Source organism: Streptomyces sp. RGM 3693 (genome assembly GCF_050471125.1).
Lineage (GTDB): Bacteria > Actinomycetota > Actinomycetes > Streptomycetales > Streptomycetaceae > Streptomyces.
On record NZ_JBMPPQ010000001.1, the window covers coordinates 1,669,639 to 1,684,030 of the forward strand.

Annotated in this window: 11 protein-coding genes and 1 pseudogene; 7 read left to right on the top strand and 5 right to left on the bottom strand. The window is 71.3% G+C overall.

Annotated elements, in window-relative coordinates; genetic code table 11:
• Nucleotides 1–39: 39 nt before the first annotated feature.
• The 3 genes from ACO0M4_RS07050 to ACO0M4_RS07060 all read left to right on the top strand — a co-directional run bounded on the left by ACO0M4_RS07050 (nucleotide 40) and on the right by ACO0M4_RS07060 (nucleotide 4,638).
• Nucleotides 40–1,443 carry a nucleobase:cation symporter-2 family protein gene (locus ACO0M4_RS07050; protein ID WP_430368837.1) on the top strand — a complete coding sequence of 468 codons (1,404 nt, stop codon included), beginning with the start codon at nucleotides 40–42 and terminating at the stop codon, nucleotides 1,441–1,443.
• Nucleotides 1,444–1,488: 45 nt separating this feature from the next.
• On the top strand, nucleotides 1,489–2,892 hold the full coding sequence (locus ACO0M4_RS07055) for an 8-oxoguanine deaminase (RefSeq protein WP_430368838.1): 1,404 nt from the start codon (nucleotides 1,489–1,491) through the stop codon (nucleotides 2,890–2,892).
• A gap of 276 nt (nucleotides 2,893–3,168) precedes the next feature.
• Nucleotides 3,169–4,638 carry a nucleobase:cation symporter-2 family protein gene (locus ACO0M4_RS07060; RefSeq protein WP_430368839.1) on the top strand — a complete coding sequence of 490 codons (1,470 nt, stop codon included), beginning with the start codon at nucleotides 3,169–3,171 and terminating at the stop codon, nucleotides 4,636–4,638.
• A gap of 94 nt (nucleotides 4,639–4,732) precedes the next feature.
• Here the strand turns inward: ACO0M4_RS07060 and ACO0M4_RS07065 are convergent, their stop codons facing one another.
• Together ACO0M4_RS07065 and ACO0M4_RS07070 are read right to left on the bottom strand one after the other, a co-directional pair.
• Nucleotides 4,733–5,593 carry a chitosanase gene (locus ACO0M4_RS07065; protein WP_430368840.1) on the bottom strand — a complete coding sequence of 287 codons (861 nt, stop codon included), beginning with the start codon at nucleotides 5,591–5,593 and terminating at the stop codon, nucleotides 4,733–4,735.
• A gap of 185 nt (nucleotides 5,594–5,778) precedes the next feature.
• Nucleotides 5,779–6,336: a TetR/AcrR family transcriptional regulator gene (locus ACO0M4_RS07070; protein WP_430368841.1), complete on the bottom strand. Its 558-nt coding sequence runs from the start codon at nucleotides 6,334–6,336 to the stop codon at nucleotides 5,779–5,781.
• 274 nt (nucleotides 6,337–6,610) lie between these two features.
• Here ACO0M4_RS07070 and ACO0M4_RS07075 point away from each other — a divergent pair, with 274 nt between their 5' ends.
• Nucleotides 6,611–7,936, top strand: a complete 1,326-nt coding sequence (locus ACO0M4_RS07075) for a M20/M25/M40 family metallo-hydrolase (protein ID WP_430371281.1) — start codon at nucleotides 6,611–6,613, stop codon at nucleotides 7,934–7,936.
• Nucleotides 7,933–9,441: a YfcC family protein gene (locus ACO0M4_RS07080; protein WP_430368842.1), complete on the top strand. Its 1,509-nt coding sequence runs from the start codon at nucleotides 7,933–7,935 to the stop codon at nucleotides 9,439–9,441. Before ACO0M4_RS07075 ends, ACO0M4_RS07080 begins: the two co-directional genes overlap by 4 nt.
• Nucleotides 9,442–9,599: 158 nt before the next feature.
• Here the strand turns inward: ACO0M4_RS07080 and aceB are convergent, their stop codons facing one another.
• The 3 genes from aceB to ACO0M4_RS07095 all read right to left on the bottom strand — a co-directional run bounded on the left by aceB (nucleotide 9,600) and on the right by ACO0M4_RS07095 (nucleotide 12,546).
• Nucleotides 9,600–11,240, bottom strand: coding sequence for a malate synthase A (gene aceB, locus ACO0M4_RS07085; RefSeq protein WP_430368843.1), 1,641 nt, complete (start codon nucleotides 11,238–11,240; stop codon nucleotides 9,600–9,602).
• A 367-nt stretch (nucleotides 11,241–11,607) separates the two neighbouring features.
• Entirely contained in the window at nucleotides 11,608–12,186 is a 579-nt protein-coding gene (locus ACO0M4_RS07090) for a nucleotidyltransferase family protein (protein WP_430371282.1), read from the bottom strand.
• Nucleotides 12,187–12,321: 135 nt separating this feature from the next.
• Entirely contained in the window at nucleotides 12,322–12,546 is a 225-nt protein-coding gene (locus ACO0M4_RS07095) for a hypothetical protein (RefSeq protein WP_430368844.1), read from the bottom strand.
• A 584-nt stretch (nucleotides 12,547–13,130) separates the two neighbouring features.
• Between ACO0M4_RS07095 and ACO0M4_RS07100 the strand changes: the two are divergent.
• Both ACO0M4_RS07100 and ACO0M4_RS07105 read left to right on the top strand, forming a co-directional pair.
• Nucleotides 13,131–13,844 (top strand): annotated as a pseudogene (locus tag ACO0M4_RS07100) (serine/threonine-protein kinase); the annotation flags it as partial.
• Nucleotides 13,845–14,094: 250 nt separating this feature from the next.
• Complete coding sequence (locus ACO0M4_RS07105) at nucleotides 14,095–14,382, top strand: DUF5955 family protein (RefSeq protein ID WP_100607658.1); 288 nt, start codon at nucleotides 14,095–14,097, stop codon at nucleotides 14,380–14,382.
• Nucleotides 14,383–14,392: the final 10 nt, after the last annotated feature.

A 14,392-nucleotide genomic window follows, 5' to 3' on the forward strand; every position in this document is an offset into this window, starting at 1 on the left:
GCAGCGGGGAGGGGACGCGATTTCCGAGGGGAACGACCCATGGCACAGCAAGAGCAAGCCCCGCACCACCCTGCCCCACCGGTTCACCCGGTGGACGAAAAGCCGGCCGTCAGGCGGCTCGTCCCCGCCGCGCTCCAGCACATCGCAGCGATGTACGCCGGCGTCGTCACCCCTCCGCTCATCATCGGCCAGGCCGTTGGCCTGGACACCGCGGGCCGGACCCGGCTGATCGCCGCCAGCCTGCTCATCGCCGGCCTCGCCACGCTGCTGCAGACGCTCGGCATCCGCTCCTTCGTCGGTAACCGCCTCCCGTTCGTCAACGCCGCCAGCTCCGCCGGCATCACCCCGATGCTCGCCATCGCCGAGACCACCGCCAAGGGTCATCAACTCCCCGCGATCTACGGGGCAGTGATGTGTGCCGGCGTCTTCTGTCTGGCGATCGGACCGTCCTTCGGGAAACTCCTCCGGTTCTTCCCACCGCTGGTCACCGGCGTCGTGATCACCCTCATCGGGGTCACGTTGATGCCCGTACCGGTCGGCTGGGCACAGGGCGGCGACAAACAGGCCGCCGACTTCGGCTCCATGAAGAACCTCGCGCTGGCCGGCTTCACCCTCCTGGTGGTGCTGCTCATCCAGCGCTTCACCAAGGGCTTCGTCAAGCAGATCGCGCTGCTGATCGGCCTGGTCGCCGGCACCCTCGCCGCGATCCCGTTCGGGATGGCGAGCTTCGACGGGCTGCGCTCGGCCCCGATCGCCGCCCTGCCCACCCCGTTCTCCTTCGGCCCGCCCGAGTTCCAGCCCGCCGCGATCCTCTCGCTGTGCATCGTGATGCTGGTGCTGATGACGGAGTCGTCGGCCGGGATGCTCGCGCTCGGCGAGATCTGCGACCGGAAGACCACCGGCAACACCATCACCCGGGGTCTGCGCACCGATGGCATCGCCACCCTCCTCGGCCCCATCTTCGGCGGCCTCCCGACCAGCGCCTTCGCGCAGAACGTCGGTGTCGTCTCGCTGACCCGGGTCCGTTCCCGCTACGTCGTCGCGCTGGCCGGCGCGGTGCTCCTGGTCCTCGGTGCCTTCCCCGTCCTGGGCGCCGTGGTCTCGCTGGTACCGATGCCGGTCCTCGGCGGCGCGGGCATCGTCCTCTTCGGATCGATCGCGGTCAGTGGCATCCGCACGCTCTCCGAAGCCGGACTCGACGACAGCTCCAACATCATCCTGGTGGCCGTGTCGCTCGGCGCGGGAATCATCCCGCTCGCCGCGCCGACCTTCTACTCCGCCTTCCCCGCCTGGGCGCAGACCGTGCTCGGCTCCGGGATCAGCGCCGGAGCCCTGGTCGCGGTCACGCTCAACCTGTTCTTCCACCATCTCGGCACCCGGAGCACCCCACGGGCGGCGGTACTGTCAGCCGTCTCGCCCGGCTCCGGCACTCAAATCCCGTAGGGCCATGCCGTGCCCAAACCGCCACGAAAGCACGAGGAAAGCACCATGGCAGCATCGGCAGCCCCTGACAGCGCGGCGAAGCAGCGCATCGTCATCGAGAACTGCGCCATCGCGACCGTTGACGCCCAGGACACCGAGTACGCCAGCGGTTACGTCGTCGTCGCCGACAACGTCATCGAGGCAGTGGGCGCGGGGAAGGCTCCGGAGAACCTGGAGAACGTGGTCCGTCGCATCGACGGAACCGGTCACCTGGTCACGCCGGGCCTGATCAACACCCATCACCACTTCTACCAGTGGATCACCCGTGGTCTGGCCACCGACCACAACCTCTTCAACTGGCTGGTCGCGCTGTACCCGACCTGGGCCAGGATCGACGCGGCGATGCTCACCGCGGCCACCCACGGCTCGCTCGGCATGATGGTCAAGGGCGGTGTCACCACCGCCTCCGACCACCACTACGTCTTCCCCAAGGGCTCCGGGGACCTGGTCGGCGCCGAGCTGGCCGCGGTCGCCGACATCGGCGCCCGGATCACCCTGGCCCGCGGTTCGATGGACCGTAGCGTGAAGGACGGCGGCCTGCCCCCGGACTTCGCCGTCGAGACCACCGAGGGCGCCCTGATCGGCACCGAGGAGGCCATCGACAAGCACCACGACGCCTCCTTCGGCTCGATGGTGCACATCGCCGCGGCCCCCTGCTCGCCGTTCTCCATCTCCACCGAACTCCTCCGGGAGGGTGCCGTGCTCGCCCGCCGTAAGGGCGTCCGGATGCACACCCACGGCTCGGAGACCGTGGAGGAGGAGAAGTTCTGCCACGAGCTGTTCGGCATGGGCCCGACCGACTACTTCGAGTCCACCGGCTGGCTCGGCGAGGACGTGTGGATGGCGCACTGCGTCCACATGAACGACTCCGACATCGCTGCCTTCGCCCGTACGAAGACCGGCGTGGCCCACTGCCCGTCCTCCAACGCCCGCCTGGCGGCCGGCATCGCCCGCGTCCCGGACATGCTCGCGGCCGGCGTCCCGGTCGGCCTCGGCGTGGACGGCACCGCCTCCAACGAGTCCGGCGAACTCCACACCGAGCTGCGCAACGCGCTGCTCATCAACCGCCTCGGCGCCCACCGGGAAGCCGCCCTCAACGCCCGCAAGGCGCTGCGGCTCGGCACCTACGGTGGCGCCCAGGTCCTCGGTCGGACCAGCGAGATCGGCTCCCTGGAGCCGGGCAAGCTCGCCGACCTGGTCCTGTGGAAGCTGGACGGACTGGGCCACTCCTCGATCGCCGACCCGGTCACCGCCCTGGTCTTCGGGCCGGCCGCCCCGGTCACGCTGTCGCTGGTCGACGGCAAGCCGGTGGTCGAGGACAGCCACCTCACCAACATCGACGAGGACGCCATCGCCCGCTCCACGCGGGCCGAGGCCCAGCGTCTGGCCCGTATCGCGGCCGAGGGCTGATCCCCCCGGACGCGATACACCCCAAGACTCGGCCGGGAGGGACGGCTCCCGGCTGAGCTTGTGGACCCGAGCGGGGTCCGCAAGCGCCGTCACCCGGGGGTGCGGGTTCCCCCGCACCCCCGGGCCGGTCGCCCCCACACACCGCCCACGCGCCACAAGCGCGGCCAACTGCACGCTCACCAGCGCGACTTTCGGCACACCGCACCACATGGCACGCCCTCCGTGACAGGCTCGCTCCGCCGCTTCGGCGGAGCAGAAATCGACAGGAGGCCCGCAGTGGCCGCACCTACCGGGCAGAAGTCGGGGGAGGACCGGAAGCATCCGGTCGATGAAACCCTCCCGCCCATCAAAATGTTCACCAGCGGCCTGCAGCACGTGGCCGCCATGTACGCGGGTGTGGTGGCCCCGCCGATGATCGTGGGGCCCGCCTGTGGGCTCAGCCCCACCGAGACCGCTTTCCTGATGGGGGCCAGCCTCTTCACCGCGGGCCTCGCCACCCTGCTCCAGACCCTGGGCTTCTGGAAGGTCGGAGCCAAGCTCCCCTTCGTCAACGGCGTCTCCTTCGCCGGTGTCACCCCCATGGTCGCCATCGCCAAGGAGCACAGCCCGCACGATGCGTTGCCGATCATCTTCGGCGCGGTCATCGTCGCCGGCGTGTTGGGTTTCCTCCTCGCCCCCTACTTCTCCAAACTCGTCCGCTTCTTCCCGCCGGTGGTCACCGGCACCGTCATCACCCTGATCGGTGTCTCGCTGCTCCCCGTCGCCTTCCGCTGGTCCCAGGGCGGCAACGAACAGGCCGCGAACTACGGCTCGTTGAAGAACATCGGGATGGCCGCGGTCACCTTCCTGATCGTGCTGGTGCTGCGCCGGGTGCTGCGCGGCTTCCTCCAGCAGATCGCCATCCTGCTGGGCCTGGTCGCCGGCACACTGATCGCGATACCGGTGGGGATCACCGACTTCTCCGCGCTCACCAAGGCGAGCCTGATCGGCTTCCCGACGCCGTTCCACTTCGGTGCCCCGCAGTTCGACGTCGCCGCGATCATCTCGATGTGCATCGTGATGCTGGTCTGCATGACGGAGTCCACCGCCGACATGCTCGCCCTCGGCAAGATCGTGAACCGTCCGGCGGACGAGCGCACCATCGAGGGCGGCCTGCGCGCCGACACCCTCGGCACCGCCCTCAGCCCGCTGTTCAACGGCTTCGCCAACAGCGCCTTCGCCCAGAACATCGGCCTGGTCGCGATGACCAAGGTCCGTAGCCGCTTCGTGGTGGCCACCAGCGGGGCGATCCTGATCGTGCTCGGCCTGTGCCCCGTCGCCGCCTCGATCATCTCCCTGGTCCCGCTGCCCGTCCTCGGCGGCGCCGGCGTCGTCCTCTTCGGCTCGGTCGCCGCCAGCGGCGTCCAGACGCTGGCCTCCGCCGCCATGGAGAAGGGGGAGAACTCGCTGATCGTCGCCGCCGCCCTCGGCGTCGGGCTGATCCCGATCGCGGCGCCGGAGTTCTACCACAACTTCCCCAAGGACCTGCTGGTCGTCCTGGACTCCGGCATCAGCACCGGTTGCCTGATCGCCATCGTCCTCAACCTCGCCTTCAACCACTTCGGCAGGAAGGGGGCCCCCGACGCTGCCGCCGCGGCCGACCCGGCCCCCGACCCGCACGCCCTGGCCGACGTCCCGGAGATTCCGCAGCAGCCCGACCGCGGGCGCATGGACGACGGGGAGACCGCCGCCTCTCCCGCCCACTGAGTCCCGCCCGCTGAAAGTCCCGTCCCACTGACAACGGCCCGTACGGATGCGGCAACTGCCGTCTCCTTACGGGCCGTTGGGCGTTCCTGCGGGCTCAGCCGATGTGGTAGCCGTCCCCGTAGACCTTCCAGTCCAGCGGTGTGTGCAGGTCCAGGTTCCCGTTCTTCAGGAACACCCGCTGCTCGGTGTCGACCCGGCTGGTGTCGCTGTGCGCCTCCTCCTGCTTCATCGCCCAGACCCGGGCGTCGAGGAAGGCGCTGAGGTAGGTCTTCTCGTCGCCGCCCTGGGCCGGCGGCTTCGCCTTCGCCAGCGCCCGCTTGCGGATGCTGGGGAAGCTGGTCTTGTCGTCGCCGTCGCCGTGCATCACGATCGCGTCGTAGTACGCGAACTGCCCCAGGACGCCGATCCCGTCGGCCTTGCCCTGCTTGACCGCCGGGTTGAAGTACACCCGGTCCCGCTCGTCGTCCTGCGCCTTCCGGAAGGCCGGGTCCTGTGCGGCCTTCCGCCAGTCCTTGGGGTAGTCGGGGTCCAGGCCCGCGTGCGAGTCGCTGCCGTCGACCTTGCGCAGCGCCGGCAGGTAGGTCGCCAGCACGTTGTCCGGCTTCCGCTTCGTGTACAGCTCGACGAGCTCCAGCATGTCGTGCGTACCGGAGGTGAAGCCGATGATGCCGCCGGTGTAGCCGCGGCCGTCACCGATGTCCTCGATGTACTGGTACTGGGCCTTCCAGTCCAGCGAGGAGTTCTCCGCGCTGGACACCAACTGCATGGCGATCTCCTTCTTCGCCGGGTCGTCCAGTCCGACGGCGGCCCGCGCGGTGTGCGGGGCGGTGTGCGCCGGGGGCGCCGTGCGGTCGGCCGGCGCGGCGGTGGCGGCGATCGCGGTCGCGGGGACGGCGAGCAGTGCCAGGCCGAGCGTGACGCGGGTGGCGGTCCTGGCTATCGATCGGGAGCGCATGGAGTCCTCCTGTCCGGAGTGGGCCGTGGGGGGTTCCCCAATCGTTAGGAAGCTTTCCTACCAGACTCCGGAGGCGCCGTATAGCTGTTCGACCGTCCAACGTGGCGCGGTGCAGGCGGAGTTGATCGGTGCGGCCCGGGGTGGGCCCGGGTCGTGCCGGGGTGGCTGCCGGAGTCCGCTCCCGGTCAGTCGGTGTGGTTGCCCGCCGAGGCGCCGAGCAGTCCGCCCACCAGTACGCGGATTTCCTCCAGTGGGTCGAACGTCCCCTCTGGGAAGGTGAGTTGACGCATCACCACCCCTTCCAGGTGGTCGACCAGGATCCGCCCGTGCCGCTCCGGCGCCCCGGAACCCAGCCGGCGCACCCACTCCGTGCTCCGATCCAGCAGCGCCTGCCGGCCCCGCCCGAGCGGTGCCCGTAGCTCCGGGCGGGAGGAGGACTCCAGGACCAGTGCGAACCGCGCGGCCGTACGGGCGCGGCCCGGGCCCGCGGCGTGCCGGGCGAAAGCGGCCATCGTCGCGGCCAGTTCGCCGGGGCCGACCGGTGCCGGCTCGGTGTCCAGTGCCGCCCAGTCGCCGCGCTCCAGGGTCAGCAGGTGCTCGGCGATGCCGTCGATGAGCGCGGCCCGGGTGCGGAAGTAGTTGGACGTGGTGCCCGTCGGTACGCCGGCCGCCCGGTCCACCGCCTGGTACGTCAGTCGCCGCGCCCCCTCGGAGCCCAGGACCTCGACTGCCGCGTCCAGCACTTGCTCCCGCCGCCGCGCCACCGCTCCACCCGCCTGCTCTTACAACTCCGTTACTACGGCCATAGTAGTGCGATTCCGCCGGGGGTCGTGGCGGCCGGCTGGTGCCGAAGTCGGTGGTGCGGGCGCTGACGCGTTGCCCGATATGCTGCATTTCGACACGGAAACTGACAGTTATTCAACGTGCGTGCCCGTGCAGCCGGGTGCCACAGAGAGGGGGCCCGCGGTGCCCCACGAAGTCAACGCGTCAGGGCTGGAGGCCACCGTCGACGGGCTGATGGACGACCTCTGCGCCGATCTCAAGCGGCTCGCCGCCATCCCCTCCATCGCCTTTCCCGGGTTCTCGCCCGAACCCGTCCTCCAGGCCCGCGACCTCGTCGTCGCGTTGCTGCGGGCGGCGGGGGTGACCGACATCGGCGAACTGAACCTGCCCGACACCGCCCCGGTCGTCACCGCCGCCGTCCCCCCACCCACCCCGGACGCCCCGACCGTCCTCCTCTACGCGCACTACGACGTCCAGCCGCCGGGCGACGAACGCCGTTGGGACTCGCCGCCGTTCGAGCCGACGGACATCGAGGGCGGCATCCGTGCCCGTGGGATCGCCGACGACAAGGCCAACCTGATGGTCCACATCGGTGCCCTCCGGGCGTTCGGAGGACGGCCACCGGTGGGCGTGAAGATCGTCTTCGAGGGACAGGAGGAGTACGGCAGCGCCTTCGACGGCTATCCGCCCACCGACCCGGCCGCGTTCGCCTGCGACGCGATGATCATCGCGGACACCGGCAACATCCGTCCCGGCACCCCCACCCTCACCACCGCGCTCCGCGGCAGCGTCGACGTCCTCGTCGAGGTCCGCACGCTCGGCGCCGCCGTCCACAGCGGCGAGTACGGCGGGGCCGCCCCCGATGCCCTGCTCGTCCTCGTCAAAGCTCTGGCCACCCTGCACGACGTCCACGGGGACGTCGCGGTGGAGGGGCTGTGGCGCGAACCGTGGGACGGCACGGCGTTCACCGAGGGCGAGTTCCGGGAACTGGCCGGTGTGCCCGAGGGGTTGCCGCTCCTGGGGTCCGGAGGACTGGGCGAACGCCTGTGGAGCGGACCGGCGCTCACCGTCGTCGGGTTGGATGCGCCCTCCGTCGACCACGGTGCCGCCGCCGTCGTCCCGCACGCCCGAGCCAAGCTCAACCTCCGCGTCCACCCCCGCCAGGACCCGCGGCAGGCCCGGGACGCCCTCGTCCGTCACCTGCGCAGCCTGCGGCCCTTCGGGATCCCGCTCACCGTCACTGCCGGCGACACCGGCCCCGGCTACGAGGCCGCCACCGACGGCCCCGCCTACCGCGCGGCCCGCACCGCGCTGCGCCGGGCCTGGGGCACCGATCCCGTCCAGGTGGCGTCCGGCGGTTCCATCCCGCTGGTCAACGGGCTGGCCGCGGCGGTACCGGAGGCCGAGGTCCTGCTCTTCGGCGCCGAGGACAACCTGTGCAACCTGCACGGCCCCAATGAGCGCGTGCTGTTCTCCGAACTCCGCGGGGCACTGCTCGCCGAGGCCGTGTTCTTCGCGGAGTACGCCGCCGCGCACCGCCGCCTGGGGGGCACGGGATGACGCCGGAGGCCGCGGAGCGGCGCCGGTTCGCCTTCCCCAGCGCCCTCACCGTCCTCGTGCTCGTCACGGTCGTCGTCTGGGCGCTGGCCTTCGTGCTGCCCGCCGGCACCTACGTCCGCAACGCGGCCGGCCGGCCCGTCCAGGGCTCCTACCACCGCACACCGTCCGGCCGGACCTTCCCCGAACGCCTCGGTGACCTCTTCCTCTCCCCGGTCAACGGCCTCTACGGCGTCAAGGACTCCAGGACCGGCCTGGTGGGGCCGGACCTCACCGGTGAGCTGTACGGCAGTGCCGGGGTCTTCCTCTTCGTCCTCGCCATCGGCGCGTTCATCACCGTGGTCTTCGCCACCGGCGCCCTGGACCGCGGGATCGGCCGCCTCGCCCACCGCCTGCGCGACCGCGGTGCCCTCCTCATCGCCGGGGTGATGGCGGTCTTCTCGCTGCTCGGCACCGTCGAGGGGTTCGCCGAGGAGACCCTGGGGTTCTACGGACTGATCATCCCGCTGATGCTGGCCCTCGGCTTCGACCGCCTGGTGGCCACCGGCGCGATCATCCTCGGCGCCGGCATCGGCGTCCTCTGCTCCACCGTCAATCCGTTCGCCACCGGGGTCGCCTCCTCGGCCGCCGAGATCTCCCTGGGCGACGGCATCGCGCTGCGCGTCGCGATGTGGCTGGTGCTGACCGCCGTCACCATCGCCTACGTCATCCGCTACGCGCGCCGGGTGCGCGCCGACCCCGACCGGTCGCTCTGCGGCTTCCTGGCCGGCGACCGCGAGCACGCCCAGACCGCCCCGGACGCCGCCGAGCCGCCGCCGTTGACCTCGCTCCACAAGACGGTCCTGCTCACCGTCGCCCTGCTCTTCGCCTTCATGATCTTCTCGGTGATCCCGTGGTCCGGTGCCCTCACCGGCCGCGCCACCGCACCGCCCTACGCCTGGGAACTCGACTGGTCCTTCCCGCAGTTGGCGGCGATGTTCCTGGTCGGGGCGGTGCTGGTCGGGGTGCTGGCGCGGATGGGCGAGCAGCGGCTCAGCGCGACCTTCGTACAGGGCGCCGCCGACTTCATCGCACCCGCGCTGGTCATCGTCCTCGCCCGCGGCGTCACCGTCATCATGAACAACGCCAAGGTCACCGATACCGTGCTGCACTCCATCGAGGGTGTGGTCTCGGGCACCCCCTCGGCGCTCTTCGGCGTCATCGTCTTCGTCGTCAACCTCCCGCTGGCCTTCCTGATCCCCTCCACCTCGGGGCACGCCACGCTCGCCATGCCGATCCTGGCCCCGCTCGCCGACTTCGCCGGTGTCACCCGCCCGGTCGTCGTCACCGCCTGGCAGGCCGCCAGCGGTTGGATGAACCTCTGGGTGCCCACCACCGCCGTCATCATGGGCGGCGTCGCACTCGCCAAGGTCGGCTACGACACCTACCTCCGCTTCGTCGCGCCGCTGCTGGTCCTGCTGTTCGTCCTGATCTGCGCGTTCGTGGCGCTGGGGGCGGTGGTCACGTAGGGCCGGTCCGCTGGCGGCGGCCCGCACGGCACGCGAAGGGCCCGCGCACACCACGGAGCAGTGGTGCGCGCGGGCCCTTCGACGCCGTGCCGGCTCAGTTCGGACGAGGCCAGACCGGTCGGACCAGATCGGACCAGGCCGGCTCAGACCAGGCCGGCTCAGACCAGGAGTTCGTACGCCGGCAGGGTGAGGAAGTCGGCGTAGTCGGCGTCCAGGGAGACCTTCAGGAGGAGGTCGTGGGCCTGCTGCCACTTGCCGCCGGTGAAGGCTTCCTCGCCCACCTCGGCCCGGATGGCGGTCAGTTCCTCCGCGGCGATCCGGCGGACCAGGTCCGCGGTGACCTTGGTGCCGGCGTGCCCTTCCTCCTGGAAGACGACGCCGGCGTCGACCCACTGCCAGATCTGGGAGCGGGAGATCTCGGCGGTGGCGGCGTCCTCCATCAGGCCGAAGATGGCCACCGCGCCGAGGCCGCGCAGCCAGGCTTCGATGTAGCGGGTGCCGACCTGGACCGCGTCGACCAGGCCCTGGTAGGTGGGCTTGGCGTCCAGCGAGTCGATGGCGATGAGGTCGGCGGCGGCGACCGAGACGTCCTCGCGCAGGCGGCCCTTCTGGTGGGGCGCCTCGCCGAGGACCGCGTCGAAGGAGGCGCGGGCGATCGGCACCAGGTCGGGGTGGGCGACCCAGGAGCCGTCGAAGCCGTCGCCGGCCTCCCGGTCCTTGTCGTTCTTGACCTTGGTCAGGGCCTTCTCGTTGGCCTCGGGGTCACGGCGGTTGGGGATGAAGGCCGCCATGCCGCCGATCGCGTGCGCCCCGCGCTTGTGGCAGGTGCGGACCAGGAGTTCGGTGTAGGCGCGCATGAACGGGGCGGTCATCGTGACCGCGTTGCGGTCCGGGAGGACGAACCTGGCGCCGCCGTCACGGAAGTTCTTGACGATGGAGAAGAGGTAGTCCCAGCGGCCGGCGTTCAGGCCCGAGGCGTGGTCGCGCAGCTCGTAGAGGATCTCCTCCATCTCGTACGCGGCGGTGATGGTCTCGATGAGGACCGTGGCGCGGATGGTGCCCTGCGGGATCCCGACGTAGTCCTGGGCGAAGACGAAGATCTCGTTCCAGAGGCGGGCTTCCAGGTGGGACTCGGTCTTGGGCAGGTAGAAGTACGGGCCCTTGCCGAGGTCCAGCAGACGCTGGGCGTTGTGGAAGAAGTAGAGGCCGAAGTCGACCAGGGCGCCGGGGACCGGCCGGCCCTCGAACTGGAGGTGGCGCTCCTCCAGGTGCCAACCACGCGGTCGCATCACGACCGTGGCGAGCTCCTCGGCCGACTTCAGGGCGTAGGACTTGCCGGTGCGGGCATCGGTGAAGTCGATCCGACGCTCGTAGGCGTCGATCAGGTTGAGCTGGCCGCCCACGACGTTCTCCCAGGTGGGAGCCGAGGCGTCCTCGAAGTCGGCGAGCCACACCTTGGCGCCCGAGTTGAGCGCGTTGATCGTCATCTTGCGGTCGGTGGGACCGGTGATCTCCACCCGGCGGTCGTTGAGCGCGGCGGGCGCCTCGGCCACCTTCCAGCTGTCGTCCGCGCGGATCTGCGCGGTTTCGGGGAGGAAGTCCAGCGAGCTGGTTCGGGCGATCTCGGCACGACGTTCGGCGCGGCGGGCGAGCAGCTCATCGCGGCGGGGGGTGAACCGCCGGTGCAGCTCGGCAACGAAGGCGAGCGCGGCGTCGGTGAGGACCTCGCCCTGTCGTTCCGGGGTGTGTGCCGGGTCGACTTCGACGATGGCCAGCGGGGACGGCGCTGGTGCGGACATGAGCTGTCACTCCATTCAGCGGCGGTGCCTGGCGGCCGCCGGGGCACCTGAGCGGCACGGGGTGCCGCGGTTCCGAGATGCGGTCGCGGGCGCCGTACGGGTAGCAGGGCGCTTCTGACCAGTGGAGACTAGTTTCCTTATCGCGGAACTTCAATGGTTTGTTGACGTCGAGATTCTCTGAGTCGACAGAAGTGATGATCGAATGGCTCTCGGTGCCACAGCGGTCACTCTCCATTACCCCCGCCCCGGAGCGGCGGTTTCCCGTCAACCCGCGGCCGTGGCGGGCGTTCTGGTCGCCCGGTGTCCCGTCCGCCGCAGAATGTGCGGCCCCCGCCGGGCCGGGAGGCGCCGGCCCGGCGATCGCCGGTCACTCAAGCCGCCGCAGGTCCTCCGGCGTGTCGATGTCGTACGCCTCGGCCACATCGCCGCACTCGACGAGCGTGACCGCCCCGGCGTGCCGTCGGAGATAGGCCCGCGCCCCGCGGTCGCCCTCCGCGCTCGCCGCGATGTCCGCCCACCGCTCCGCGCCGAACAGCACCGGATGCCCCCGCTCGCCCCCGTACGCCGCGGCCGCCAGCGCGTCCCGCCCGGTGTACGCGGCCACCACCCGGGCCACCGCGGCGGCGCCGATGCCCGGCTGGTCGACGAGGGACACCACCACCGCGTCCGCCCCCGACCCGGCCAGTGCGGTCAGGCCCACCCGGAGTGACGAGCCCATGCCCTGCGCCCAGTCCGGGTTCACCGAGACGCCGTAGTCGGCCAGCTCGGCCCGGGCCCGGACGGCCTCGGCGGCCGCGCCCAGCACGATGTGCACCGGTCCGCAGCCGCCGTCCCGCAGTACCCGTGCGGCGTGCTCGACCAGCGGGCGTCCCCGATGGTCGAGCAGTGCCTTGGGCCGTCCCCCCAGCCGCCTACCGCCGCCCGCGGCGAGCAGTAGTCCGGCCACCTTCCCCTCGGGCCGTACGGCCCCCGCTTTCCCCCCGGCGCCCGCGCGTTCCCCTGGATGTGCCATGGGAACTGCTTACCTCATGGCGTCGCGCGGCGCCCTCCGCCGCCCGGAATCGGGCGGCGCCGGCCCGTGTCAGGCGGCGTCCCCCGCCGTCCGCTGCCGCGGGATCCGCGGCCGCAGCCGGTCCCGGAGCTGCGCGGTCCGCTCGTCCGCGTGCCGGTCCTCACTGACGTAACGGTGTATGAGCTCCTCGGTGATCTCGGAGGCGTCGGCCAGGCCGTACGCCCGGCAGATGAGCTGGATGACGCTGAGGTGCCGGGAGTCGGGGCCGGGGTTGGGGCCTGGGTTGGGCTCCATGGCGTTCTCCGATCCAATGGTCCAGTGGTGTGCGATTCAGTGATATGCCGGACATTTCCCGGAAGGGAGAATGCTCCATCGCGCGGCGCCGTACGCCTTGTACGGGATACGCCCACGCCAACGGGTGCCCGGGGGAACGCACGTACTGACGCATGGTCATGCCGTCGGCGGGCATTCGCGCGTGGCGGCGCGGGCCGGGCGTGCGCTCCGGGCGCTCCGCGGGCGCCCGGGTCCGGGGGCGAAGCCGGCCGTGGGGTCGGGGAATCGGGGACCGAGAGGCGAAAACCGGCCAGGGGGAGGCGGGTTGGGGAAGCGGGACGGGGCGGCGGGACCGGGGCGGGTCTCGGCGGCGTGCGCACCGCGCCGAGGGGCGGGTCAAGTCGCCGGCGAGTGGCGGTCGATGTGGCGCGGTTCCGGCGGCCGTGCGGCATATGCCGTGCCGGTGTCGCCGGCGGCGCCGGCCACGATGTCACGGTGCGGCGTCCGGCCGGATAGGGTGCTGCCCCGTTGCGGACGCTCGGCCGCCGCGGATGCTGTGGTCCGGGTCATCTGAGGGGTCCGCGAGGCAGAGTCGGGGGACGTAAGTGGTGAACGGTGCGGAGCCGTCCGGGAACTTCCAGCCGTTGGCGGGCGACGACCCGCACGTGATCGCGGGGTACCGCCTGACGGCGAAGCTCGGTTCCGGCGGAATGGGCAAGATCTACCTCTCCTACACGCCCGGCGGGCGGCCGGTGGCCATCAAGGTGATCCGGCCCGAGTTCAGCGAAGACGCGGAGTTCCGCCGCCGGTTCACGCAGGAGGTGCACGCCGCGCAGCGGGTCCAGGGGCTGTTCACCGCCCCGGTGATCGACAGCGACACCGACGGCCCGATGCCCTGGCTCGCCACCGCCTACGTCCCCGGCCCCGCACTCTCCGCCGCCGTCGCCGAACACGGCCGACTCCCCGTCCCCACCGTGCTGTTGATGGTCGCCGGGATCGCCGAGGCCCTCCAGGTCATCCACGGCGCCGGCATCGTGCACCGCGATCTGAAGCCGTCCAACGTGCTGTTGGCCGCCGACGGTCCGCGCGTCATCGACTTCGGCATCGCCCGGGCCGCCGACGCCACCTCGCTGACCGGCAGCGGCGTCACGGTCGGCACGCCCACCTTCATGGCGCCCGAACAGGCCATGGGGGCCACCGTCACCCCGGCGACCGACGTCTTCGCACTGGGGCAGGTCGCGGCGTACGCGGGGGTCGGCACCCCGGCGTTCGGCGAGGGCACCGCGCACGGCGTGCTCTACCGCATCGTCCACGAGGACTCGACGTACGGGTCTGGCGCAACGCGGTGGCCCCCGCACCGACTTCCTGATGGCGCTACCAGGACGGGCGGTCCGCCGGCAACCGGTGGCGCCCGTCCGGGGGGACGCCCGAACGGGCCGGTGATCGAGTTTTTTTGGCTCTCCGTATGGCGCCGGCCGCACACCGTGGCGTTAACTGTCCCGCATCGCGGAACGGGCAACCGCCTGGGAGGGCGCCGTCGTTGTGGAACAGCTCCAGAGAGACAGCCGCATGACCGGGGACGGGAACGACCCGAGGGTCCGCGCCTTACGGATGGCGGTGGCCCGGCTCCGCCGCCAACTGGCCGTCCTGCCCGGCGAGTTGCCGGACCGGTCGACCGCCGACGACGAACTGGCCGCACTGGACGCGATGGTGAGCCACGGCGCACCCGAAGTGACCCGGCTGCGCCGTTCGCTTCTGTTGATAGCCGGCGCGGTGGGCTCGGTGAGCGCGCTGTCGTCGGCGCTGTCCGAGGTCCGCGAGCGGATCGACGGCTTCGGCGAGCTGCCGGGCGGGTGAGACGACCCGG

Excerpts from the sequence above, each read along its gene's own strand:
- ACO0M4_RS07105 (WP_100607658.1), top strand. The coding sequence starts at position 14,095 with ATGACCGGGGACGGGAACGACCCGAGGGTCCGCGCCTTACGGATGGCG.
- ACO0M4_RS07050 (WP_430368837.1), top strand. The coding sequence starts at position 40 with ATGGCACAGCAAGAGCAAGCCCCGCACCACCCTGCCCCACCGGTTCAC.
- ACO0M4_RS07065 (WP_430368840.1), bottom strand. The coding sequence starts at position 5,593 with ATGCGCTCCCGATCGATAGCCAGGACCGCCACCCGCGTCACGCTCGGC.
- ACO0M4_RS07080 (WP_430368842.1), top strand. The coding sequence starts at position 7,933 with ATGACGCCGGAGGCCGCGGAGCGGCGCCGGTTCGCCTTCCCCAGCGCC.
- ACO0M4_RS07095 (WP_430368844.1), bottom strand. The coding sequence starts at position 12,546 with ATGGAGCCCAACCCAGGCCCCAACCCCGGCCCCGACTCCCGGCACCTC.
- ACO0M4_RS07055 (WP_430368838.1), top strand. The coding sequence starts at position 1,489 with ATGGCAGCATCGGCAGCCCCTGACAGCGCGGCGAAGCAGCGCATCGTC.
- aceB (WP_430368843.1), bottom strand. The coding sequence starts at position 11,240 with ATGTCCGCACCAGCGCCGTCCCCGCTGGCCATCGTCGAAGTCGACCCG.
- ACO0M4_RS07075 (WP_430371281.1), top strand. The coding sequence starts at position 6,611 with ATGGACGACCTCTGCGCCGATCTCAAGCGGCTCGCCGCCATCCCCTCC.